The 24,054-nt window shown below is 55.0% G+C and carries 22 protein-coding genes; 2 read left to right on the top strand and 20 right to left on the bottom strand.

Translation table 11 applies throughout. The features are described 5' to 3' along the window. Window positions 1-13 precede the first annotated feature (13 nt). The 10 genes from V6575_RS01490 to V6575_RS01535 all read right to left on the bottom strand — a co-directional run bounded on the left by V6575_RS01490 (window position 14) and on the right by V6575_RS01535 (window position 9,364). Window positions 14-1,054 carry a YeiH family protein gene (locus V6575_RS01490; protein WP_340272225.1) on the bottom strand — a complete coding sequence of 347 codons (1,041 nt, stop codon included), beginning with the start codon at window positions 1,052-1,054 and terminating at the stop codon, window positions 14-16. Window positions 1,055-1,320: 266 nt separating this feature from the next. Then, window positions 1,321-2,502: a UxaA family hydrolase gene (locus V6575_RS01495; RefSeq protein ID WP_340272226.1), complete on the bottom strand. Its 1,182-nt coding sequence runs from the start codon at window positions 2,500-2,502 to the stop codon at window positions 1,321-1,323. Window positions 2,503-2,513: 11 nt separating this feature from the next. Further along, window positions 2,514-2,804 (bottom strand): UxaA family hydrolase, encoded by a 291-nt coding sequence (locus V6575_RS01500; RefSeq protein ID WP_340272227.1) that lies wholly within the window; start codon window positions 2,802-2,804, stop codon window positions 2,514-2,516. Continuing rightward, window positions 2,797-3,810 (bottom strand): zinc-dependent alcohol dehydrogenase, encoded by a 1,014-nt coding sequence (locus V6575_RS01505; RefSeq protein WP_340272228.1) that lies wholly within the window; start codon window positions 3,808-3,810, stop codon window positions 2,797-2,799. Before V6575_RS01505 ends, V6575_RS01500 begins: the two co-directional genes overlap by 8 nt. Then, a complete protein-coding gene (locus V6575_RS01510; RefSeq protein WP_340272229.1) occupies window positions 3,807-4,559 on the bottom strand; it encodes an SDR family NAD(P)-dependent oxidoreductase in 753 nt (250 codons plus the stop codon). The genes V6575_RS01505 and V6575_RS01510 overlap by 4 nt, the downstream gene beginning before the upstream one ends. Window positions 4,560-4,569: 10 nt before the next feature. Next, a complete protein-coding gene (gene hisD, locus V6575_RS01515; RefSeq protein ID WP_340272230.1) occupies window positions 4,570-5,877 on the bottom strand; it encodes a histidinol dehydrogenase in 1,308 nt (435 codons plus the stop codon). A 9-nt stretch (window positions 5,878-5,886) separates the two neighbouring features. Next, window positions 5,887-7,218 (bottom strand): TRAP transporter large permease, encoded by a 1,332-nt coding sequence (locus V6575_RS01520; RefSeq protein ID WP_340272231.1) that lies wholly within the window; start codon window positions 7,216-7,218, stop codon window positions 5,887-5,889. A gap of 11 nt (window positions 7,219-7,229) precedes the next feature. Further along, the gene (locus V6575_RS01525) at window positions 7,230-7,745 is read right to left on the bottom strand and encodes a TRAP transporter small permease (protein WP_340272232.1); all 516 of its coding nucleotides are present in this window, start codon (window positions 7,743-7,745) and stop codon (window positions 7,230-7,232) included. A gap of 120 nt (window positions 7,746-7,865) precedes the next feature. Continuing rightward, the gene (locus V6575_RS01530; protein WP_340272233.1) at window positions 7,866-9,011 is read right to left on the bottom strand and encodes a TRAP transporter substrate-binding protein; all 1,146 of its coding nucleotides are present in this window, start codon (window positions 9,009-9,011) and stop codon (window positions 7,866-7,868) included. Window positions 9,012-9,052: 41 nt separating this feature from the next. Next, on the bottom strand, window positions 9,053-9,364 hold the full coding sequence (locus V6575_RS01535; protein ID WP_340272234.1) for a hypothetical protein: 312 nt from the start codon (window positions 9,362-9,364) through the stop codon (window positions 9,053-9,055). A gap of 59 nt (window positions 9,365-9,423) precedes the next feature. On the opposite strand from V6575_RS01535, the gene V6575_RS01540 reads away from it, so the two are divergent. Further along, window positions 9,424-10,458, top strand: coding sequence for a LacI family DNA-binding transcriptional regulator (locus tag V6575_RS01540; RefSeq protein ID WP_340272235.1), 1,035 nt, complete (start codon window positions 9,424-9,426; stop codon window positions 10,456-10,458). Window positions 10,459-10,601: 143 nt separating this feature from the next. Here the strand turns inward: V6575_RS01540 and V6575_RS01545 are convergent, their stop codons facing one another. The 5 genes from V6575_RS01545 to V6575_RS01565 all read right to left on the bottom strand — a co-directional run bounded on the left by V6575_RS01545 (window position 10,602) and on the right by V6575_RS01565 (window position 17,757). Further along, entirely contained in the window at window positions 10,602-12,596 is a 1,995-nt protein-coding gene (locus V6575_RS01545) for a CocE/NonD family hydrolase (protein ID WP_340272236.1), read from the bottom strand. A 52-nt stretch (window positions 12,597-12,648) separates the two neighbouring features. Next, window positions 12,649-14,310: an ABC transporter ATP-binding protein gene (locus tag V6575_RS01550; RefSeq protein ID WP_340272237.1), complete on the bottom strand. Its 1,662-nt coding sequence runs from the start codon at window positions 14,308-14,310 to the stop codon at window positions 12,649-12,651. Beyond that, entirely contained in the window at window positions 14,303-15,130 is an 828-nt protein-coding gene (locus V6575_RS01555; protein WP_340272238.1) for an ABC transporter permease, read from the bottom strand. Before V6575_RS01555 ends, V6575_RS01550 begins: the two co-directional genes overlap by 8 nt. Next, window positions 15,127-16,134 carry an ABC transporter permease gene (locus V6575_RS01560; RefSeq protein WP_340272240.1) on the bottom strand — a complete coding sequence of 336 codons (1,008 nt, stop codon included), beginning with the start codon at window positions 16,132-16,134 and terminating at the stop codon, window positions 15,127-15,129. The genes V6575_RS01555 and V6575_RS01560 overlap by 4 nt, the downstream gene beginning before the upstream one ends. A gap of 123 nt (window positions 16,135-16,257) precedes the next feature. Further along, window positions 16,258-17,757, bottom strand: coding sequence for an ABC transporter substrate-binding protein (locus tag V6575_RS01565; protein WP_422785511.1), 1,500 nt, complete (start codon window positions 17,755-17,757; stop codon window positions 16,258-16,260). 333 nt (window positions 17,758-18,090) lie between these two features. Between V6575_RS01565 and V6575_RS01570 the strand changes: the two genes are divergently transcribed. Next, a complete protein-coding gene (locus tag V6575_RS01570; RefSeq protein WP_340272242.1) occupies window positions 18,091-18,891 on the top strand; it encodes a helix-turn-helix domain-containing protein in 801 nt (266 codons plus the stop codon). 118 nt (window positions 18,892-19,009) lie between these two features. Here the strand turns inward: V6575_RS01570 and V6575_RS01575 are convergent, their stop codons facing one another. The 5 genes from V6575_RS01575 to V6575_RS01595 are packed head-to-tail and all read right to left on the bottom strand — an operon-like array spanning window position 19,010 to window position 23,973. Further along, the gene (locus V6575_RS01575; protein ID WP_340272243.1) at window positions 19,010-20,479 is read right to left on the bottom strand and encodes a mannitol dehydrogenase family protein; all 1,470 of its coding nucleotides are present in this window, start codon (window positions 20,477-20,479) and stop codon (window positions 19,010-19,012) included. Then, window positions 20,479-21,252 (bottom strand): L-iditol 2-dehydrogenase, encoded by a 774-nt coding sequence (locus tag V6575_RS01580; RefSeq protein ID WP_340272244.1) that lies wholly within the window; start codon window positions 21,250-21,252, stop codon window positions 20,479-20,481. The genes V6575_RS01575 and V6575_RS01580 overlap by 1 nt, the downstream gene beginning before the upstream one ends. Further along, window positions 21,249-22,253, bottom strand: coding sequence for an ABC transporter ATP-binding protein (locus V6575_RS01585; protein WP_340272245.1), 1,005 nt, complete (start codon window positions 22,251-22,253; stop codon window positions 21,249-21,251). Before V6575_RS01585 ends, V6575_RS01580 begins: the two co-directional genes overlap by 4 nt. 10 nt (window positions 22,254-22,263) lie before the next feature. After that, a complete protein-coding gene (locus V6575_RS01590) occupies window positions 22,264-23,094 on the bottom strand; it encodes a carbohydrate ABC transporter permease (protein ID WP_340272246.1) in 831 nt (276 codons plus the stop codon). A 12-nt stretch (window positions 23,095-23,106) separates the two neighbouring features. After that, on the bottom strand, window positions 23,107-23,973 hold the full coding sequence (locus tag V6575_RS01595) for a carbohydrate ABC transporter permease (protein WP_340272247.1): 867 nt from the start codon (window positions 23,971-23,973) through the stop codon (window positions 23,107-23,109). Window positions 23,974-24,054 lie beyond the last annotated feature (81 nt).

The following is a 24,054-nucleotide window of genomic DNA, read 5'->3' on the forward strand; positions in this document are numbered from 1 at the left end:
CGGCGGCAACAAGCTACCCCCCAACTGCGGGGTTCAACTTGATAAATGTCAAGCCGACACCCACGACGATTGCCAGGAACAGGGTTTCGGCGACGAGCAGGCCAGCGGCGGCTTTACCGACCTTCAACAGGTCTTTGGGAACAGTTTTCAACCCGACAGCGGCAATCGCGACCAACAGAAGCCAGCTCGACAGGGCATTGGCCCCTTCTGTGACAACTGAAGGCAAATTCACAAGGGAATTCAGCGTTGCGAGCACCACAAACCCAACAACAAACATCGGAATCAAGGGCACCTTCGCGGCCTCGGACAGAGCGGACAGGCCTGCTGAACGGATCACCAGGGCTGCCACGATCACGACTGGTGCCAACATGGACACGCGCAGCAGTTTGACCAGGGTGGCAGTCTCACCGGTTTCCTGAGACATGGAGAATCCGGCACCGACCACCTGCGCAACATCATGGATCGTTGCACCGAGGTAAATGCCCGCCGTTCGGTCGTCAAACCCAAGCCAGGACCCGAGAATGGGATAGAGGATCATTGCAACTGTCGACAGCACCGTGACACCGACAACTGTAAACACCAGCCGATCTTCAGACCGCTCGTCTCTCGGCAAGATCGCTGCAATGGCCATGGCGGCTGATGCACCGCAAATGGCGACAGATCCAGCTGACAGGAATGCAAAGCGATACTGAAATCCAAAAAGGCGCGAGATCGCCAGTCCGAAAGCGATTGTCGCCAGAACAGCGCCGACAACCAGCAGTACAATGGGCCAGCCCAGTCCGGCGACCATATCAAAACTGACCCGGAGCCCGAGCAAAGCCACGCCAACCCGGAGCAGTTTTCTCGCGGAAAATGCTATTCCAGCAGAACATTTGGCGTCGGAAGATAGAAAATTCAGGGCGATGCCGAGCAGAAGGGCAAGCAGCATCGCCGGTGCGCCATAATGCTCAGAGATGAACTTGCTCGCCAGCGCAATGATGCCAGCGACCAAGAGGCCAGGCATGATGTCTTGGACAGATGCTGTGAGCACCGATGTTGAAGGGATGCTTCTCATGCTCATCTACTCACTGATTTGACTGGCACTTGGTTTTCCATTTTTGATTCCGCCGGTTTTCATCTCGCTGGTATTTTCCGGAAATGGACTGGAGCACTGACAGTCACGCGCGATGCATCAGGCAGGTTACAGACGAGCGAAAGCTGCCCGTCACCTGAATGCGGACTGTCACAGAAGAAAAAACGACGTTTTGGCGCTGCGTGCAGAGCCCGACCTCATGGCCCGAAGTGGGAGCGGGTGACCGTTTCCAGCCACCCGGAGTGTCGTTAGGCGCTTCGATACAGTTTGGTCATCGAGAATTCGCGATGACCAAGAGCTTCCGAAGCCGTGTTGCGGCCATTTGCCGTGCGGCGGATCATTTCGATCAACTCATCGCCGGCATCATCGATGGTCATTTCACGGCGTAGAATGCCGGACACATCAACATCGACATGTTCGCTCATCGTACGTACGGTGCGCGGGTTGGCCGTGATCTTGACCACAGGCACAATCGGGTTACCGATCACATTGCCCTGCCCGGTAGGGAACGTGTGGATCACGTATCCACCAGCGGCCATCAGCGTCACACATTCTGCAGCGGCCGACGAACTGTCCATGAAATAGAGACCCTTGCCGGACGCAGGTGCTTCAGCTGGTTCCAGAATGTCGATGTACTGCGACGTCCGGCCAATCTTTTCCAGATTGCCAAGTGCTTTTTCCTCGATTGTGGTCAAGCCACCTTCGATGTTGCCCTTGGTTGGCTGACTGTCGGAAAGGTCATCTGTCTGATGCGCAAAGATGACGTCGTCCTGATAAGCCTTCCACATTTTATGCCAGCGTTCGCCAACTTCTTCGTTGATCGCACGCTTCTGGCAGATATGCTCTGCGCCGGTGATTTCAGACGTTTCACCGAAACAACCGTAAATGCCTTCAGGCAGAAGCTTGTCGTACATGTTGCCAACAGTCGGGCAGGACCCTAGACCGGTCGTGGTGTCACTTTCACCACATTTGGTCGAAATCCAAAGCTCGCTCAGAGCACATTCTTCGCGCTGCAGTTCAGACGCAAAATGGACGAATTCCTTTGCCTTGCGGCTGGCATTCATGATGGTTTTCAAGTCACCATTCTGCTCGATGGAGAATCCGACGACCGGCTTGCCGGTTTTCGCGATGCCATCCACCACACGCTGGGTCCAGCTTGGCTCGATCCCGATCACAACACAGGCTGCGACGTTCGGGTTTGCACCGGTTCCGATGATCGTTCGGAAGTGGATATCCAGATCTTCACCAAACTGCAGCCGTCCATAGGCATGCGGGATGGCCATCGTTCCCTTGATGTTGTTGGCGACTGCCTCACAGGCAGCATTTGAAATGTCATCCAGCGGCAGGATCACGACGTGATTGCGCACGCCGACCCGGCCGTTTTCACGCCGGTAACCCTGGACAGTCATGTTTCCATATTTCGAGGACATCAAAGAACTCCTTACCAACGCTTGGTTTTACAGTTGTGGGTGTGGACATGAGCGCCCTTCGGGATATCTGCGACGATCTTGCCGATGTCCTCGCCGTATTTGATCGCAGTGTCGCCCGTGGTCAGATCTTTCAGAGCGATCTTGTGGCCGATTGGCACGTCTGATCCTGAAGTCAGGCGGAAGGTCGAGTTGTCATGGGTGATACAGCACAGCATATCCGTCCCGGCAGCCAGTCCTTCCACAACAACCACACCGACGTTGTCGGCGCTTTCATGCACAAGCAGATGGGGAATTTCAGACATGAGCATCTCCTGATGAGTCTGGTTTGAGTAATATTTTCGGTGCCGCAACGCGGCCCGCACGCAAGTCGGCAAAGGCTGAGAGTCCGTCACTCAGCGGCCAAATTTCAACCCAGTCGAGCGATCCCAGTCGACCGGAAAAGATGGCTTCTGCGGTGTCTCGGAAATCTTGATCGGTGTAGGTGTAGGTACCGATAAATGTGATTTCCTGAAGCGTCATCCGCCGTATATCGAGGCCGCCCTCGGCCGCCCCCAAGCCAATATGACTAATGACCCCACCTGGCCGGGTGCTGGCAGATGCTGTGGCGCGGGTGCCCGGATAACCGACCCCGTCGATCACCACATCAAACAGGCCGGCACTTGCCAGGGCACCTGGCGTCAGAACGTTGAGACCACAGGTGGCGCGCAGCAGTTCAGCACGTTCTTCATTGGGCTCAACCACCTTGATGTTCTCGATGCCTTGTGCCCTCAGGCTAAGGGCTGCGCCGACACCAATCGCGCCGCCGCCGATCACCAGAGCCTCGGCCTCTGCCGGATCTATTTCGAGCGCCCGTTTGGCAAGGCGCACCGCATGCCAGCCGCAGGCCAACGGCTCTGCCAAAGCGGCTTGCGCGTCTGTGACATGGCCGGGCACCTTGACCAGATTGCGCTCGGGCATGGCAAGCAACTCGGCAAACCCGCCTTCGCGTGGCGGCATCGAAATAATCTGTCGATCCGGGCAAAGATTGTCGCGTCCTGCACGGCACGCCGGACAGGTTCCGCAGGTGACCAGAGGATTGACCGTGACGCGCTGACCGGCAGCGTCTCCAGTTAAAATTGTCCCCGCAACTTCATGACCGAGAATAAGCGGTGCCGGACGGCGCTCATCGTGACCGAGGAACGCATGCATGTCAGATCCGCAGATGCCGACATGGGACACCCGGATCAGGACCTCGCCCGCAGCAGGGACCGGGTTTGGCACATCACGATAGGACTGTGCTTCAGGGCCGGTGTAAACAAGTGCCTTCATTTTGATGTAAAGCCTCCGTCGACCATGAGAACCTGTCCCGTCACGTAATTCGACGCGGACGAACACAGGAACAACAACGGTCCATCCAGATCGTCCAACCGGCCATTGCGGCCAATACAGGTCTGTGATGCGTTGCGCGCAGCCCGTTGTTCATCTCCGAAAACAGCCGCTGTCAGCTCGGTCGGGAAGAAGCCCGGGCCAATCGCGTTTGTGTTAATGCCGTCCCCAGACCAGGCTTCCGCCATGGCCCGGGTCAGCTGGCTAATGCCGCCTTTCGATGCGCCATAGGCAATGCCGCAGGGAAACGCCCTGGTGGTCTGCAAGGACGCAAAATTCACAATCCGGCCCCAGCCTTTTTCCTGCATGGCAGGCACGAACACCTGACTGAGAAAAAACGGCACCGTCAGGTTCAAGGTCATCGTGATGTCCCATCCCTCTGGCGTTACATCGTTGGCATGTTGCCGTGTGTTGATCCCCGCTGCATGGACAAGGATTTGCGGCGCGCCGAAGGGCGTCGCGATCTGCTCTGCAATTGCTCCCAGATGGTCACGGTTGCTCAGATCGGCAGCAACTGCAGCGGTTGTTCCGCCTGCTTCCTTACGCCAGGCTTCAAGGTCCTCTGCGCGGCGGGCAACGCCCACAACGGATGCCCCTGCCCTGGCGAGCACAGTGGCAGCACGCCGTCCAAGTCCGGAACTTGCGCCGGTGACACAAGCAACTTTCCCAGCCAGATCAAACAAGTTTGTCACGGGCCCTTCCTCAATCTTCGGCTGTGAGGTCGAAGGTTTCATTAGGGAAGTATTTCTTCAGGCGGATATCAGCGGTACGGGCATGACCTTCCATACCTTCAAGGCGGGATATACGAGCAGTTGCTTCAGCAACCGGTTTTGCGCCATCACGGGTGGCCCGCTGCCAGGTCACGATTTTCATGAACTTGTGCACCGACAAGCCGCCCGTGTAGGACGCTGCGCCAGAGGTCGGCAGCACATGGTTGGTTCCTGAGGCCTTGTCACCGAAGGCAACCGTGGTTTCTTCGCCAAGGAACAACGAGCCGTAACAATTGAGCCGGTTCAGCCACCAGTCGAGATCTTCGGCCTGAACGGTCAGATGCTCAGGCGCATAGGAGTCTGATGTCGCAGCCATCTCTTCGCGATTGTCGCAAACGATGACTTCGGCATAGTCGCGCCATGCTGCCGTCGCATTGTCGCGGTTGACCTCAGGGAGATCAGCGATCAATTCCGGAACCAGCCGCATGACGTCTTCAGCGACCGCTTTCGTATCGGTGACCAGCCAGACCGGCGAATTGTAGCCATGCTCTGCCTGTCCAACCAGATCAGACGCGACAACCTCGGGATCCGCCATTCCGTCAGCCAGAATCAAGCTGTCGGTTGGACCTGCGATCATGTCTATGCCGACGCGGCCGAACAGGATACGCTTGGCTTCTGCGACAAACTGGTTGCCAGGGCCCACAAGAATGTTGGCTTTCGGCAATCCAAACAGACCGAAGGTCATGGATGCGACACCCTGGACACCGCCCATGGCCAGGATCTTGTCCGCACCGCACACCTTTGCGGCATAGACGATGGCCGGATGGATGCCCACGCCAGGACGCGGCGGCGAGCAAGCGATGATGTTGGTACAGCCAGCGACCCTTGCAGTCGTTACGGTCATGATCGCACTTGCAATGTGGGCATAACGACCGCCAGGAATGTAACAACCGGCTGTTTCCACCGGAATGCTCTTTTGCCCCGCCACAAGTCCTGGCGTGATCTCGACCTGCACATCTGTGCAGGTCTCTTTTTGAGCTTCGGCAAACCGCTTTACATTGGCGTGGGCAAATTCGATATCTCGTTTCAACTTGTCTGAAACTTTTGCCGAAGCGGCCGCGATCTGCTCTTCGTTGAGCACAAAGGGTCCATCGTATTTGTCGAATTTTGCGGCATATTCTACCGCAGCGGCATCTCCGCCAAATTCAATCGCGTTGAGAATGTCCTGGACAATTTTCGTTGTATCGGATGCATCGCTGCGTGAGGTTAAAGTTGCTTTTTTAAGATAGGTAACAGTCATCTTTCTGTCCTACTTGTAGATGTCAGGAAGCAGCGTGGTGGAGATCGCAGGCACATAGGCGATCAGCAACGTGACGCAGAGCATGAAGAGCACGAAGGGGACCGCGCGGGCAGCGATCTTAAGGATGGATTCACCCGTCAAACCGGAGACAACGAACAGGTTCAGCCCCAATGGCGGGGTGATAAATCCGACACCGAGAGCCGTGATCATCATGATGCAGAACTGAATTTCATTCATGCCGATGTTGTCAGCCAAAGGCTTCAGGATCGGCGCAAGAATGACGATGTTCGGCGTGGTTTCCATTACGCAGCCAGCTGCAATCAAGATACCGATCATCATCAGGATCAACAGAGCCGGATCGTTGGTCAGCGTCGTGACCGAATGAACGAAGCCTTGGGGAACCCCCATGATTGCAAGGGCTTGAGCCAGGGGCAGGGAAAAGGCGATGATCGGAACGATAACGCCGTTCACCTTTGCCGAACTGACCAGCATTGCCGGGAAATCGGAGAGTTTCAGGGTACCGAGTATGAACCCCATCACAATGGTGACGACGACAGCCACCGCACCGGCCTCAGTTGGCGTCAAACGGCCTGAGAAGATGCCGTAGAAGATAATGCCGGGAACAATGAAGGCATACCATCCCGATTTGAGGGCCTGCCCCAGATTCACCGCCCACTCGGAGAAGGTCATGAGACCGCCCCCTTCGTATCCGTAGATGCGGTTCATGACGATGTTGGTCATCAGGATCGCAACCAGAATTGCGACGCCGGGAATGACTGCTGCGAGGAACAGTGTCGAGGCGGAAATACCCAGAACAAGGCCGATGATGATATAGGCGATGGACGGCGGGATCAGGATCCCGGTACATGCACCGGCCGCCACCAGCGCACAGGCATAAGGACGCGGGTATCCACTTTCCACAAGCCGGTCGATGGTCATGCGACCAACTGCTGCCGCGCCTGCTGCATCCGATCCGGAGATTGCCGAGAACATCCCGCAGACCAGAACCGTTGCAGACCCGAAGCCGCCCTTGGCCCAGCATGTGAGCGCTTCTGCGACATCCAGGAACTTGCGACTGAGCCCGGTGCGCACAAGAACGTCTCCGGTCAGAATGAACAGGGGCACCGCTGTCAGGGCAAAGTGGTCAATGCCGTGAAAAAGGCTTTCGCCGACCAATGACAGCGGCAGCGCGCCGGACATCATGAGCATGGCGATTGCAGCCGCGCCGATTGCCGCCCAAACAGGGACAGCCAAAGCGATAAGACCGACAAAGATTAGGACCGGACCATAAAAATCCCACCCGAGTTCTACAGTTTGATTTTGTAATTGTTGCCAAAGCATCTCGGATCTCCTCAATCAAACATCTTGTCGCCTTCGTAGACGGGACGGCCGTCACGAAAGTCGCGAACATCGCGGAGGAAAGATTGGATCAGTCTGACAATCACCAGGCCGAAGCCAAAGGGAACAGCCATCAGGAACCAGACTTGGGAAACCCGGAGGCCGTGGGTCACGGAACCGAATTTTGCCGAAACGAGTACTGTTTCGAAGGACCAGTAAAAGGCCACCAGTGCGACTGCGAGCATCACAAGGTCGCCGAATACATAAAGCGCGGCCTTGGTTCGCGGCCCGACATATTGCATCAACACATCGATCCTGATGTGTCCGCGTTCCTTAACGGCAGCTGCTGCGCCGACCCAAGCCAAGTAAATGAATGAGTAGCGGACAACTTCTTCGCCCCAGATCGAGGAATAGGCGAACACCTCGCGCCGGATAAATTCAATAAACATTGTCATGACAAGCATCACGTAGAACACCAGAAGCAGCCATCGCTCGGCATTCCGGTTCACACTATTCAAAAAACTGGACATAAGCGCCCCTCAGCCAAACCGGTAAGGCTAACACCCCCTTCGGACGGCACACGGATCATTGCTTTATTTGGAAAGGATGAAACTGACGGCGCCCCAATCCGGGGCGCCGAAATTTTGATATCAGGCGTCGTGGACGTAGTAACGACCGCGCGTACCAGCAGCTTCTTCAAGCCGGTCAAAAGCTTCCATGGATCCGGCAAGGTCGACCTTGTACTGATCCCATTCGGAACGCTGATAACCGCCCGCAGCTTTCCATTCAGCCAGCTGATCTTCTGTCAATGAATGGAATTCAACGCCCGCTTTAGCCAACTCGGACATTGCGTAGGAACGGGCAGCCGGAACCTTGGCAAGGTTTTGCTGAGACGTAATTTCGCCAGCGAACTCAATGCCTTCCTGAACGTCAGCCGGAAGACTGTTGAACCACTCCAGGTTCATTGAATAAACTTGGCTGTCCGGAACCGCCTGCGTGAACGTCACATGGCTCAGAATATCCTTGAAGCCGAACACGTACAACGCGCCAACTGACGGATCGAGTGCATCAGCTACACCCTGTTTGATGGCAGATGGTGTTTCACCCCATGCCACAGGCGTCGGATTTGCGCCAACCATTCGATAATACTGCTGCAGCATCGCAGAGCCCGGCACTCGGAATTTGACGCCATCCAGATCGGCCGGAGTGATGACCGGACCTGCTCCGCCTTTACGCACGGCGACCACACGAGGATCAATCACGACGTAGAACAAAGCCTTGAAGCCTGAAGCCTCAATTTTCGGGTGAACTTCTTTTTTCCAAGCATCAGAGGACACCAGATTGGTGAACCGCTGATTGGAACCGCAGAAATACGGCATGTTGATGAGATCAACTGTCGATGCGAAGGGAGCAAAGTTCGATAGGGAGTGCTGAGCTGCCTGGATCGTTCCACCCTGTACGGCCTGGGCCAACGCCCCGCCAGCTCCGAGCTGTCCGCCCGGCGCAAGCTTCACATAGACCTTGCCGTTGGTTGCGTTCTGGATGTTTTCCTTCAGATCGAGCTGCATGATTGGATAGCTGCGCGATGCACCAAGCACATAGGCCGTAGCCAAGGTCATCGTGTGAGCTGCCGCAGCCTGACGTTCTTTTTCTTCGTTCATGGTCTGAGCGACAGCCTCGTCGGACCAGAGGGTTCCGGCTGCACCAGCCACCAGTGCGGCTGTCAGACTGCCCGCTCCTGCCAGTTTCAGGAAATTGCGGCGCTCATTTGATTTTATCTCATCGTAATTCTTCACGAAAAATCCTCCCAGATTTAGGTGTTCAATGCTCAGTTCGATTAACTGTTGTGCTTTTCGTTGGCTTCCCTCTTGAGAACAACTGCGACGAAAGCCACCGACACAGCGACCAACAACAGCATCTCTCCAACAATTCCGAGAAATGGCGTTGCGCCGAACGAGCCAAGCGACACGTTGACTACAAAAAGGGCGAATAAAGCTGACGCAAATGCAAGTAACATGATCACCTCCCAACGATCATTTAATCTAGCAACAAAAATGTAAGCGCTTACATTTTTATATGCAAGCGAAAATATTGTTTTCTTGGATACCGCTTCGATGTAAATCAATTCCTCTTTATGGATCCATGACATAAGATGGCCCCTAAGCAACAGAATACCAGACCAAGTTGGAAAGGCTCCAGGCCCCAGAGATGGATCAAAACTCTGATATGCCAAGCAAAGTCGTGCCGACCCTTGCCGACGTCGCAGCAGCTGCAGGTGTTTCCACGGCAACCGTTTCCCGGTGTTTGAATTTACCAGACCAAGTTTCTGAAAAAACAATGCAGCGCGTGATGGCCGCCGTCGACCGGCTGGGATATTCACCAAATCACAGTGCCCGGGCGTTGGCCTCCCGGCGGACCAACACAATAGGCGCAATAATCCCAACCATGGACAACGCGATTTTCGCGCGTGGCATTCAAGCCTTTCAGGAAGAGCTTCATCTGAACGGCTGCACACTTCTCGTTGCAAGCTCGTCCTATGAGGAGGACCTGGAAGAAGAGCAAATCAGGACCCTTACCGCTCGCGGCGCCGATGCTCTGCTGCTCATCGGATATCACAGGAGACCCCAAGTCTATGAGTTCCTCAACAACCGTAATGTTCCAACACTGGTCTCCTGGGCTTTCGAGCCCGGCTCCTCGCAGCTTTCTGTTGGCTTTAACAATCGCGAGGCCATGAAGAACCTGGCAATGGTGGTCTTGGCACAGGGCCATAAAACGCTCGGATATATCTCTGCACACACAGCATCCAATGACCGCGCTCGCGACCGCATAACGGGCATCAGGGACGCCCTACTAGAGGCTGGCCTCAACCCGGACAGCATGGGCCTGATTGAAACGGCCTATTCGATAGACAATGGCGACGATGCTTTCCGCGAGTTGATGAACACCCCCACCCCACCGACAGCCATCATGTGTGGCAATGACGTGCTGGCCGTTGGCGCTCTGCGCGCAGCAACCGATATGGGGCTCAAGGTTCCGAAGGATATTTCGATTACGGGCTTCGACGACATTGAGCTTGCCAGCGCAGCGCCTGTACCGCTGACGACCGTCCATGTCCCCCACCGACGCATGGGACAATTCGCGGCGCGGGCCTTGATTGGTGCTCTCGGCACCGAACGGCAAAGTGAAAGCGTCGAACTGCCAACGACCGTCTGCTTCCGCGACACGTTAGGCCCGCCAGGATAATAAATTCAACACTGGCATCAATAAGATTTCAGGCTGAAGCCATACAACTGATGATGAGCCCTCTTTGAATGCAAGCACGGGCCAACTCAAATAATTAGATGCGCAATATGGCCTGCGGCTTTCACCGCAGGCCATGAGTTTTATTACATAAAGTCCCGGCGTTGGCGTTTTTCATAGCTGCGATGAAAAACCTCTTCACCTGCTTCAAAAGCCGTAACCGAGCCGGATATGATCCATTCGTCCCGGGTGCAGGAAATCTTCGAATTGGTTTTGGTCGAGGCCGACCAACCATCCCGTTCAAAATGGGTCGTCCAACGTGATTGCCCCGTCATCGAAGCCGGGTCATCGGGACTGATAGACCAGATTTCGTCCCTGATCTCCTGACTGCGCAGACCATTTTGAGGATGTTCCTCAAGCCCTGTGTCCTCATAGACGCGATAATTCGTGAAGCCGGTTACAAGGTCCCGATCCACATTGCGCCGCGTCTTTGAACTTGTGTGCATCGTATAAGTTGGAAGCGGGTTTGGATTGTCAGGCTGTGCAACATCAATGTGTTCATGCTCGCCAATCATCGGCAAGGCCAGACGCAGGCTTGCAGTATCAATGGTAAGGCCTGGAGCATCTGGGGAGGGCAAGATCAAAGGCCAGCTGGATGTGGAAATCGCCAGACGGATCTTGTGCCCCGGCGCGAAACGATAGCCGCAAGCATCGAGTGTCATCGTCACCTGCGTCATTTCACCCGATGGCATCGCCGTCGGTTGCTCGTAGCTGTCCCGATGGGCCAGATTGAGAACACCATAAGTCACGCGCGTCGCAGTACCGTCCGGGTGAACATCGACCAGACGAACGACAAGATTTTCCCAGTCTGCTGCGCAGGAAACATCGAGTGTAATTTTCGGCTGCCCCAGATAAACGGCCTCTTCGTTCAGAGGCACACTGTCGAACACCAAGGCTCCTGCATCGTCGATCCGCTGGTCACCAGCCATTTCAGCGTCCGGCTTCAAGGTGAACCATTCGCCAGAAGCTGTGCCAGTGTCGAGAGGCGAACGCACGAATATGCTTCCAACACCTGGCCCCTCTTGAGAGAACGACAGTTCTCCCGTCACATCAATGGACATGGGCTGCATCTCAGGCGGCGTCCAGGACGGCTTGGCCACCCAATATCCCGGGTCTTCTTCACGGCGAAGTCGAGGACGAGGACCGTCCAGAATGAACGCCCGCATCTGAGGCGTCGCCGCAGCAGAATTGCTTTCGCCGCAGAGCCAATGTTTCCACCATGCGATGGCTTCACCATGAAAATCTGCACGAGGCTTTGGGTAAGCAAAATGCGGATATTTGTGCACCCACGGCCCAATCAAAGCGAAGGCTTTGTCACCAATGCCCTCAACCGCTTTGACCGGCGTATTCCGATAACCATCTGCCCAACCCGCAATCACGAGAGCTGGAATTGGAAAGCCTTCGAAATCCTCACAGATGGACCCGTGCTTCCAGAACTCGTCACGACGCTGGTGCTCAATCCATTCCTCCATAAAGAAGGGCTCATTCTCAAGCCGCTCCAGCCACATTTCCTTCCACTTGTCGCCGACAAGAGCAGGGTCAGGTGAGCGAGACTGATAAGCCAGCATCGTCGCAGCCCACGACAGTTGAGCGGACAAATGACAGCCATTCTTATAGTGAATGTCGTCGTTGTAGCGGTCGACCGTCGAGGCAATGGAAATGACCGCCTTGAGGGCTTCTGGCTTTAATGCTGCAACCTGAAGGCAATTGAAGCCGCCCCATGAAATGCCCATCATACCAACATTTCCGTTGGACCAGGTCTGGTTTGAAATCCAGTCAATCACCTCGCAGGCATCAGACAACTCCTGCGGAGTGTATTCGCCATCAATGACACCACCGGATTCCCCAGAGCCGCGAATATCGACACGGACCCCGGCAATGCCTGCTTCTGCAAATACCGGATAGGTGCTTTCATCCCGCGGGTCAGTGCCGCCGCGTTTGCGGTACGGCAAGAATTCAAGAACCGTCGGCACCGGGGCTGTTTCTGAGCCCTCCGGCATCCATATGCGGGTTGCAAGTCGGGTTCCGTCGTTGAGCGTTATCCATTGCTCTTCGGAAACCGTGTATCCCTGCTGTGACATGTTTGCAGACCTTTGAATTATCTTTTGAGAAGGAAGGCGTCCAACTAACGCCCTAATTGTCAGCGCTGGCCTGTTTTCTTGAGGCAATAACCTCTTCCAGCCAACCGGGCCGCATTTCCGGAACTGATTTGAGAAGAAGGTCGGTATAGTCGTCAAAGGGTGGCGACAAGACATCGGATTTAGGCCCAAACCGCACAAGTTCGCCCTGAAACATGACTGCAACGCTGTCGGCAATCGCACGCACGATGGCGATATCATGCGTGATGAAGACATAAGACAGCTGCCGCTCCGCCTGCAGGTCCAGTAGCAGTTTCAAAATGCCATCTGCAACCAGAGGATCAAGCGCCGAAGTCGGCTCATCACAAATGATCAGTTCAGGGCTGGCAGCCAGCGCGCGAGCTATCGCAACCCGTTGTTTTTGTCCGCCAGAAAGCTCCGCCGGGTAACGGTCGATGAAAGCCTTGCCCATTTCAATCTGATCGAGCAGCTCGACGACCTTCGCCTTGCGTGCGCTGCCGCGCAGACCATCGTAAAATGTCAGCGGACGGCCGATGATATCTCCAACCGTTTGGCGCGGATTCATGGCCGTATCGGCCATCTGATAAATCAGCTGCACCTTCCTCAACTCATCGCGAGAGCGTTGCTTCAAGGCTGGACGAAGTTCCTGACCGTCCAGAACAACCTCGCCTGAACTTGGCGGCAGCAGACCGGTGGCAACACGGGCCAGGGTCGATTTTCCAGATCCAGATTCGCCAACTATCGCAAGCGTTTGTCCCTTGGCCACATGAAGCGACACCTCATGAAGAACGTCAACACCACCAGCATAGCCAGCGGTGATCCCTATCATCTCAAAGAATGGCAAGTTCTGACCAGACGCCTGGGAATGGCGGATACTGCGCACATTTACGAGCTTGCGAGTGTAGTCTTCACTCGGTGCGTCGATGATTTTCTGCACTGGGCCGTATTCGACAGTCCTCCCGTTGCGCAAGACCATGATGTCGTCGGCAACCTGCGCAACAACGGCCAAGTCATGCGTGATGTAGAGAGCCGATGTCCCGGTCTCCTCAATGGCGTGTTTGATCGCTGCCAGGACGTCAATCTGGGTGGTGACATCAAGCGCTGTCGTCGGTTCATCAAAGACGATCAGATCGGGAGACGAACACAAGGCCATTGCTGTCATAGCTCGCTGCAGCTGCCCTCCAGAAACCTGGTGAGGATAGCGAGATCCGAACGTATGCGGATCAGGCAACCCAAGGATGGAAAAGAGATGACATGCGCGCTTATGTGCTTCTTCCCGGTTCATCAACTTGTGCCGGATGGCAGCCTCGACCACCTGTTCACCCAACCTGTGCGCGGGGTTGAACGAAGCGGCAGCGGACTGAGAGACATAACAGACCCTGGATCCTCGAATTTGCCGGATACGGGTATTGCTGGCTGTCAGAAGATCCTCACCGTCGAGCAGAACCTGGCCACCGGTTATCTCGACGCCGCCGCGGCCATAGGCCAATGCTGCAAGGCCGATGGTTGATTTTCCGGCTCCCGACTCGCCAATCAAACCCAGGACCTTGCCTTTTCCCAGATCGAAACTGATATCATCGACAATAGATATACGGCGGGGAGCCCCTCCTTGAGGATAGCTGGTTGCTTCAATTTTCAAATTGCGGACCGAAAGCATCTGGCCCTTTGGTGATGATTTCTCGAGCTTGTCAGGCATCACCGCGTCCTCCCTTCAAGCTGGAGGTTCGTTTCATCATCCAGTCAACAACCAGATTGACGCTTACGGAGAGAATCGCGATAGCCGCACCCGGTATGAGAGCTGCCGAAATACCGAAGATAATACCGTCCTTGTTGTCCTTCACCATCCCCCCCCAATCGGCATAGGGCGGTTGAATACCCAGGCCCAAAAAGGAAAGGGTCGATAGAAACAGGATCGCAAAAGCGAAACGAAGACCAAATTCTGCCAGAAGCGGCGAAAGCGTATTGGGCAGGATTTCCCGAAGGATGATCCACCAGGTCCCTTCGCCGCGCAATTGCGCTGCTTCCACAAAGTCCATCACGGCAACATCAAGAGCCACCGCACGACCAAGCCTGAATACACGGGTAGAATCGAGGATCGCCATCACGAGGATCAGTGTTGTCAGGTTCTGTGGAACAGCCGTCAGCAACACCAGCGCGAAAATAAGCGTGGGGATCGACATCATGAGATCGTTGAGCCGGGACAGGGTTGTATCCACAATACCTTTGGACACAGCTGCAGTGAAGCTGAGAACGATGCCAAGCGTGAAGGATATTACCGTCGCGGACAAGGCTACGAACACAGTTATTCGCGCACCGTAAATAAGCCGGGACAGAAGGTCCCGGCCAAGATTGTCGAGGCCAAACAGGAAATGATCGTTTGGCGCCTGCCAAACGTCGCCCACCACTTCCGTTTCTCCGTAAGGTGCGATCCAAGGTGCAAACAGCGCGCAGATCAATGTCAGCAAAATAATTGCAATGCCGATCAATATAGGCAGCGGAATATGCCTGATTGTCATCGTGGATGCCTCAAGCGCGGATTGGCTATGATGGCAAGAATGTCCGCCAGCATGTTCAAGAGGATGTAGATGGCGGCAAAGATCAGGCCACAGGCCTGTACGACCGGCAAGTCACGAACGGTGACCGCATCAACCATGAACTGGCCCATGCCCGGATAAACGAACACAACTTCCACGACGACGACACCGACCACGAGATAGGCAAGGTTCAGAGCCACCACATTAATGATTGGCGACAGCGCATTAGGCGCTGCGTGGCGGACGATGGCGCGAAATTTCCCAAGCCCCTTGAGTTCCGCCGTTTCCATATAGGCTGACGACATGACGCTGATGATCGCGGCCCGTGTCATGCGCATCATATGCGCCAAGACAACCAGTACAAGCGTTGCCACCGGCAGCGCTATCGCGTTCAACCTGTCGGGCAACGACATGCCCTCATAAACGGTTGCCGGAAAAGCAGCGCCGCCAATTTGAACCACAAACACCATGATCAGCAGATAGCCGACGAAAAACTCCGGTAAGGAAACCGCTGTCAGCGAAACGATGTTGATAAGCCTGTCCGGAATCCGGTTGCGGTACCTGACAGAAACGAGACCGAGGCCAACCGCAAGAGGAATGGAAATCACCGCAGCACAAAACGCCAGAAAAAGGGAATTTCCAAGGCGTTTGGAAATTTGTTCGCTGACCGAACTACCACTTGCCCAAGAGGTGCCAAAATCACCTTGAACCAAAGCCCGCAGCCATTCCACGTAACGGACAGTCAAAGGTCGGTCGAGGCCAAGTTCGCTGCGAATGTTTGCAACAGCAGTCGGGGTTGCCGACTGGCCGAGATAAGTCTCGGCAAAATCGCCTGGCAACACCTCGATACCACCAAAAATCAGAACTGAAACCGCAAGCAGCAGGAGCAAGCTCAGCAAGAGCCTCTCTCCGATACGTATGGCAAGCGGAAATCGCTGATGAAACGGCAGTCGTGAACCGCTCGGTTTGTGCGGTAGTTCAGTCATTACAAATCATCCGTAGCAGGGAAGCGCCTTTCCGAAGACATGGCGCCGACGTTGGGCCGCTCCGATTTCAAGCCCAGAGCGGCCCAACGATTAATGAACAGGATATCCTGTTTTCACGGATAATCAGTCTTCCAACCAGACACGATTGGCGACATAGCCATTGGAAAGGTCATTGCCGATGTCGTGAACATAACCCTTCACGTCCTTGGTTGAAGCATTCAGATAATCGTTGAAGACAGGCAGGATCAATCCGCCTTCGTTCCGGACCATTACCGCCATGTCATGGTAGATGGCCTTCCGCTTGGCTTGATCCAATTCCGAGCGCGCGGTGAGAAGCATTTTGTCGAAGTCTTCGCGCTTGAAGCGGGTGTCGTTCCAGTCGGCAGTCGACAAGTATGAGGTCGCATAGCGCAGGTCCTGCGTCGGACGACCGCCCCAGTAGGAAGCGCAGAACGGCTTAACATTCCAGACATTTGACCAGTATCCATCGGCCGGTTCACGCTTGACCTCGATATTGATGCCCGCTTTCTTTGCGCTTTCCTGGAAGAGCACGGCTGCATCCACTGCACCTGGAAACGCAACATCGGAGGCCCGCAGCTGAACGGAGCCCTCAAAGCCGGATTTCTTTAGATGAAACGCCGCTTTTTCCGGGTCATAGACACGCTGTTCGATGCCTTCTGGCGCAAGTGCATAGCTGTCATTGACTGGATAGTCATTACCCAGTGTACCGTACCCGCCAACGACACGCTCCAGAATCTCTTCGCGGTCGATTGCGTATTTCAAAGCAAGTCGCAGGTCATTGTTATCGAATGGCGCTGTGTCACAATGCATTAGAAAACTATAAAAGCCCTTGCCAGAAGTCTGGAGTATTTCGACACTTGGCGCCCGCTCCAGAAGGCTCACGGTCTTCGGCTCAACAAAGTTGATATAATGAACCTGGCCTGATGATAGGGCTGCGATACGAGCCGTGTTGTCGTTCATCACGATGATTTCGACACTTTCCACGTAGCCACGATCATCGCGCCAGTCATCAGCGTTCTTTTCAAGCGCGAGCCGGACGCCGGGTTCAAAGCTTGCGAGTTTATAGGCACCCGTTCCGATCCCGGCATCCGGCGCTTCAACTCCGCCACCCGGTTGAATGACCAGATGGTAGTCACTGAGGAGCAAGGGAAGGTCAGCATTGCCTTCCGCAAGCGAAATGACGAGGTCTCCGCCCTTTTCTTCAATCCCGGTTATGGATTGCAGAAGTCCAAGCGCGCCGGACTTGGAGGCTTCGTCTGAATGGCGTTTCAAAGTGGCCACGGCATCGGCGACAGCGAGCGAGCTTCCATCGTGGAAGCTTACGTTCTTGCGGATCTTGAATGTCCAGACAGATGCGTCGGCTGACGAGCTCCAGGATTCTGCGAGTGAAGGCACCGCCTCGCCTGTCAGGGGATCGGATTCCACCAACGTGTCACCCCAACTCCGGAGTGCTACGAAAAGCACTGAGGCACTGGAAAGCGCCGGATCCAGATTATCGGTCGCGGCGCCACCCTTGAGGCCAAGTTTGAGATGGCCCCCGTGTTTGGGCTCCGAAGCGAAAGCAGCGGATGGAAGCAAAAGGCCGGATGAGGCGAGCGCCATACCAGCGCCTGCAGACTGTAGTAGGAAGTCACGCCTGTTCAATCCGGTTTTGCTCTTCATTTCAAGATCATCGAACAATATGCGGTTTGTCATCTGTCATGTTCCTTTTTGGACGGCGAGACACTGCCCTGGCAGCTCGATGCTGCTCTTTAGCGGCGTGTCCGGAAGGTGGTCAGTGCGAGGAAAGGATCGGAAAGCAGCTTTGCGCAGCACCAATCGATTGACCATTTGACGGCGAGGGTGATAGCAGGAGGCTCGAAAAACAATTTCGTGACCTGACGCTTCTTTACGCATATTTACGCTAACTACCTAAGACTCAAAAAGGCTTATTGCATGAGTGGACCGGACTTTACTGAGAACCTTCGACTGGCCTGCACAAGTCGCCGCTCAGTGTCCCAGGTATGCCGGGAAATCGGTCTCAACCGTCAGCAATTCAACCGATACATCAATGGCGAAACAAAGCCGTCAGCTCATAATCTGGCGCGTATCGCTGCCTATTTCGACGTTCAGCCCAGTGATTTTCAGCTATCACCAAGCCAATTCCGCAGCTGTTTGGAAAAACCGATAAGTCTAGGATCGGAGGCTGACCCATTATTGGCCGGCTTTCCAGGGGACATCGGCGCACTTCGCAAGCATCTAGGCTATTATCAGACTTATCACCTGTCCCTGTCCTGGCCCGGCGAGGTGGTCCGCTCTTGTTCACGTCTTGAAGAAAAGGACCAGATGGTTCACGTCAAGACGATCGAACGGATCCGCGACAAAGAAGCGGAAATACAGCAATTTACCAAATACACTGGACTTGCTTCATGTCTCCGCAACCGGATCTTCATCGTTGAGCGGAGCCCCGGTGACCAGCCGATGATCGCCCAGACAATCTTGATGCCCTTCGGGGAACACCAGCGCAATTATCTTAAAGGTGTGTCCCTCGGCGTTGCCTGGCGCAAGCAGAACACACCTTACAGCACACCCATGATATGGCGCTATGCCGGGTCCAACCCCGACATGAAGCAGCTTCTTTCCAGGTGTGGCGTCGTCTCACCGAAATCCAGCAGCTTACCGCCAGTGGTGCGCCGGTTTCTGTTCGAGGAAACTCCCAACGAGCAGATCTCCTCCGACCCTATGCTGATTGTTTAAGATATTAGCTGGCGGGAAGACAGTCTGGTTAACCAGCAAACACGGCTTCCCCCGCAAGCGCAGCACGATGAATGAACATCACCGTCCTCAAACTCTGCCAAGCGCAATGCACCCCCGTCTACTGACCAGTAACAAACTCTGAAAGCGCATGTTCCATGCCTTTGTCCCAGATGAGGCGGAGCCAGTGGTCGAAAGCGGTGGCAAAGTCTGGCTGCAGGGCGAGATCGCCATAGAATTGTGTCTGGGCCAGCCATGCGGCGGGTGTTTCTCGCGCCACAACTGCGACAGCATTCAGCTCTGACCAGCACGGATCGTTCGCCTCAATTACACTGCCGTCTTCCCGAACACCCTGACACATCCGCGCCCAGGCAGCTTCAGCAAGAGCAAGACCTTGAAAAGATGCTCCAGACGCAAGCGCATCCTTGATGACCGGGAGGAGAAAGCCCGTGTGCCGCGAAGAGCCGTCAAAGGCAACGCGTCGGGTTGTGTCAACGATTTTCGGATTTGAGAACCGGCGATCGATCAGGTCGATATAGTCATCGGGCAGCATTCCCGGCACGGCACCGACATGCGGTGCGATCTCTGTGCGCGCGACCTTCCGAAAAAAATCGCCGATCAACGGATGGGTCACAGCCTCTGAAATGGTCTCAACAGACAGTATTTCAGCAGAATTTGCCAGGACTTGATGCCCGGCATTCAGGATCCTGATCTTCATCACCTCAAAGTCATGCACCTGATCAGACATTGTCGCGCCAACCCGCTCCCAAGCCGGACGACCAGCGCAGAAGTCATCTTCAATGACCCACTGCCGGAAGTTCTCATGGGTGACGGGTGCCGCATCTGAAATGCCGAGGTTTGAGACCAGCTCAAGCTCTTTGGGGCCGGTGGCGGGCACAATGCAATCAACCATCGAGTTTGGAAAACTACAGGCCTTATCGATCCAGGCCGCCAGATCCGGATCGGAAAGCTGCGCCAGAGACACGACAGTCTGGCGGACAATCTTGCCATTACCTTGAAGATTGTCACAGCTTTGGATCGTGAACGGCCCAGCGCCACTGTCTCGGCGGATTTTAAGCGCGGCAACAATCGCTCCGAACGCAGTGCAAGGTGACGCAGTGTTCAAAGCATCATGGCGAATATCGGGATGATCGGCATCAAAAGCTTTGGCAGCTGGATCGATGTAATAGCCGCCTTCTGTGACGGTGAGTGCCACGATGCGGATGTTGGCTTCAGCCAATTGCTCGATGAGAGGGCCGTTTCCCTCTTCAATCGGCAGATAGTCAATCATGGAACCGATCACCTCCGCCGAGGTGCCGGACGGATCGAGCTCAATCAACGTCGTCAGGCAACTTTGGGCCAAAAGCTTTTCGCGCTGCGCAGCATCATAGGGCCGAACCCCAGCGCCAATGATGGCCCAGTCATGATCAAGCCCCTCATCGAACAGCCGGTGCAGGTACCACGCCTGATGCGCCCGGTGGAAATTGCCAACACCAATGTGAACGATTCCAGCGGTCAGTTTCGACCGGTCATATTGCGGCACGCGAACGCTGCTTGGTAGAGCGTGGAGAAATTTGGTTTCTAGCTGCATCAGCTCATCCATTGGCCACCATCGACGTTATACGTCTGGGACACGATGTAATTGGCGTCCTCGGAAGCCAGAAAGATTGCCATTCCGGTCAGGTCATCCGGGTTTGCGAACCGGCCAGCAGGCACGCCAGCAGCGACTTCTGCTTTCTTCTGACCCAGCGCCTTGCCTTCGAGCTTAGCGAACATGGCATCGACATGCTGCCAGTGCTCGCCATCCACCACGCCCGGCGCAATAGCGTTCACGTTGATGCCATGCTTGATCAGGTTCAGCCCTGCTGATTGGGTAAGCGATATGACCGCAGCTTTGGTCGAGCAATAGACCGCAACAAGGCTTTCACCGCGCCGTCCGGCCTGAGAGGCCATGTTGATGATCTTACCGCCATGGCCCTGTTTAATCATCTGCTTTGCAGCAGCTTGAAGGGTGAACAGAGTGCCGCTGACGTTAACCGCATAGAGCTTTTCATAGCTGTACCGCGTGATATCCACGATTTCAGACGCATCGAACAGCGCAGCGTTATTGATCAAAATATCGAGTTTACCTGCCTTGGCGACCACCGTTCCAACGGTAGCGTCAATGCTGTTCTGTTGGCTGACATCCAACTTTACGGGATAGGCTGCATCGCCAATCTCGGCAGCCGTTGCTCGAGCGGCCTCGAGATTAATATCTGCAATCGCAACGGTTGCTCCTTCGCGGACATAGGAGGCGGCAAAGGCCTTGCCTATCCCACGGGCTGCGCCGGTGATCAGGGCCGATTTCCCTTCGAGACGCTTCATGCGACCCGCAGTCCCTGCATGTCAAAGCGATGGATTTTCTCAGGATCGGGCGTCAGATAAATCTGGTCGCCATGGCGATAGCCAACTTCGCCGGAAGCGCGGACGGTGACCGGCTCGGAAATGCCATCCATATCGACATAGAGAAAGGTATCTGATCCAAGATGTTCGGATACGGTAACTTTCGCGGACCATTTGCCTTCCGTTGAAGAGACCGAAAGATGCTCAGGTCGAATACCAATGGTTTCAGCGCTGTATTCTGCCGCAAGTGCCCCTTCCATCAGGTTCATTTTGGGCGAGCCGATAAAGCCGGCAACGAATTTGTTGCGTGGCGTGTGGTAGAGTTCCAAAGGAGAGCCGACCTGCTCGATGAAGCCAGCCTGCAACACCACAATCTTGTCGGCCATAGTCATCGCCTCGACCTGATCATGGGTAACGTAAATCATCGTGGTCTTGAGCGTCTGGTGTAGTTCAGAAATTTCAAGCCGCATGTTGACCCGCAAGGCCGCATCAAGGTTCGACAGGGGTTCATCGAATAGGAAGGCAGACGGTTCACGGACAATGGCGCGGCCAATTGCAACACGCTGTCGCTGGCCGCCGGAGAGCTGCCCGGGACGCCGTTCCAGATAATCAGTCAGGTTGAGAACGCTGGCCGCCGCTTCCACTTTGGCCTTTTGGGCTGCCTTGTCGAGCCCCGCCATACGCAGCGGAAAAGCGATGTTTTTTCGGACTGACATATGCGGATAAAGTGCATAGGACTGGAACACCATCGCCAGCCCGCGTTTAGCTGGCGGGACTTCCGTCGCATTCCGACCATCGATGGTGATGTTACCACTGGAGACATCTTCAAGTCCGGCAATCAGTCGCAGTAATGTGGATTTGCCACAGCCGGACGGGCCGACAAAGACAACAAATTCTCCTTCGTTGATTTCGAGATCCAGCGGCGGGATCACCTGAACATCGCCGAAGCTTTTGGTAATCTGGTTAAGTGTGATCTGGCCCATCTTTGAGCTCCTATTTAACCGCGCCGAAGGTCAGGCCACGCACAAGCTGTTTCTGGCTGAACCAGCCAAGGATGAGGATTGGCGCAATGGCCATGGTCGAGGCCGCGCTCAGCTTTGCATAGAACAAGCCTTCCGGACTGGAATAACTGGCAATGAAGGCCGTCAGGGGTGCAGCTTTTGCAGCTGTCAGGTTCAGGGTCCAGAACGCTTCATTCCATGCCAGGATGATGTTGAGCAGCAGCGTGGACGCGATCCCGGGGATCGCCATCGGCGTCAGGATGTAGAGAATTTCCTCTTTCAAGGCCGCACCGTCCATACGGGCTGCTTCCAGAATTTCGCCGGGAATTTCCTTGAAATAGGTGTACAGCATCCAGATGATGATCGGCAGATTGATCAGCATCAGCACCAATGTCAGACCGATACGGGTATCGAGCAATCCCATTTTGATGAACAACAGATAGATTGGATAAAGCACGCCAACGGCAGGCAACATCTTGGTGGAGAGCATCCAAAGCAGAATGTCCTTGGTCCGCTTCGATGGGACAAAAGCCATTGACCAGGCAGCAGGCACGGCGATCAGAATTCCAAGCACGGTTGACCCACCTGCAATGATTACCGAATTCCAGAGGAACCGCATGTAGTCTGATCGTTCCTGAACGACTGCGTAATTCTCAAGCGTCCAGTCAAAGAAGAAGAACAGCGGTGGGTCGTTGATGGCCTGCGCTTCAGTCTTGAAGCTGGTCAGGATCGTCCAGAGGATCGGGAAAAAGATCAGAAGCCCGATCATCCAGGCGATGAGTGTGTTGATGGCCTTTCGGCGTGTGGTGACTGATCGTGCCATTGCTCTTCCTCCTCACGCGTCCAGGTTTTTGCCGACGATGCGCATCAGGAAGATGGCAACAATGTTGGCGAGAATAATTGCGTAGACACCGCCAGCCGAGCCGAGGCCGATATTCTGGCTCTCCAGCACGCGCTGGAAGATCAGATAAGTCAGTGTCCTCGTTCCAAAGGCCCCACCGGTGGTCACGAAAATTTCCGCAAAAATCGCCAGTAGGAAAATCGTCTGAATAAGGATGACGATTGTCACGGCGCGGGACAGGTGCGGCAGGGTGATGAAGCCGAAGCGCGCCAGCGGCGGTGCTCCATCCATTTCGGCGGCCTCCAACTGCTCGCTGTCGAGGGACTGGATGGCAGTTAGCAGGATCAAGGTCGCAAAGGGCAGCCACTGCCAGGAGACGATCAGAATGATTGAGGGCAGCGATGCATCACTGAGCCATTCCAACGGTTGGGCACCGAAGACTTTCCACAGATGGGCAAACAACCCGTTCACTGGATCCATGAACATGTTCTTCCAGACCAGTGCTGACACGGTCGGCATGACGAAGAATGGCGCGATCACCAAAATACGGACAACACCTTGTCCCCACATCGGTTGATCCAGCAGGATCGCCAGTAATACGCCAAGGCAAACAGTGATCAGCAGAACGCTACCAACAATGATGAGCGTTGTCTGGACGCTGGGCCAAAAGGCGCTGGATGACACAAAGCGGATGTAATTGTCGAACCCGACCCATCCAAGATCACCGCCGCGCAGGGGCAGATATTTCTTGAAAGAGAAGTACAAGGTCATTGTCAGCGGGACGAGCATCCAACCCAGCAAAAGAATAACGGCAGGCGCCATCATGATGCGTGCGGCAGAGCGAGAATGCTGGGTTGCCATGGTCACACCTTAATTTTCTGACGGACTCCTGACGCAGAAGTCGTTGGGGCTTTTGAAAGTGCAGAAACTGGAGGGCGATGA

Origin of the sequence: Roseibium algae, assembly GCF_037783265.1 — a bacterium.
Taxonomy (GTDB): Bacteria; Pseudomonadota; Alphaproteobacteria; order Rhizobiales; family Stappiaceae; genus Roseibium; species Roseibium algae.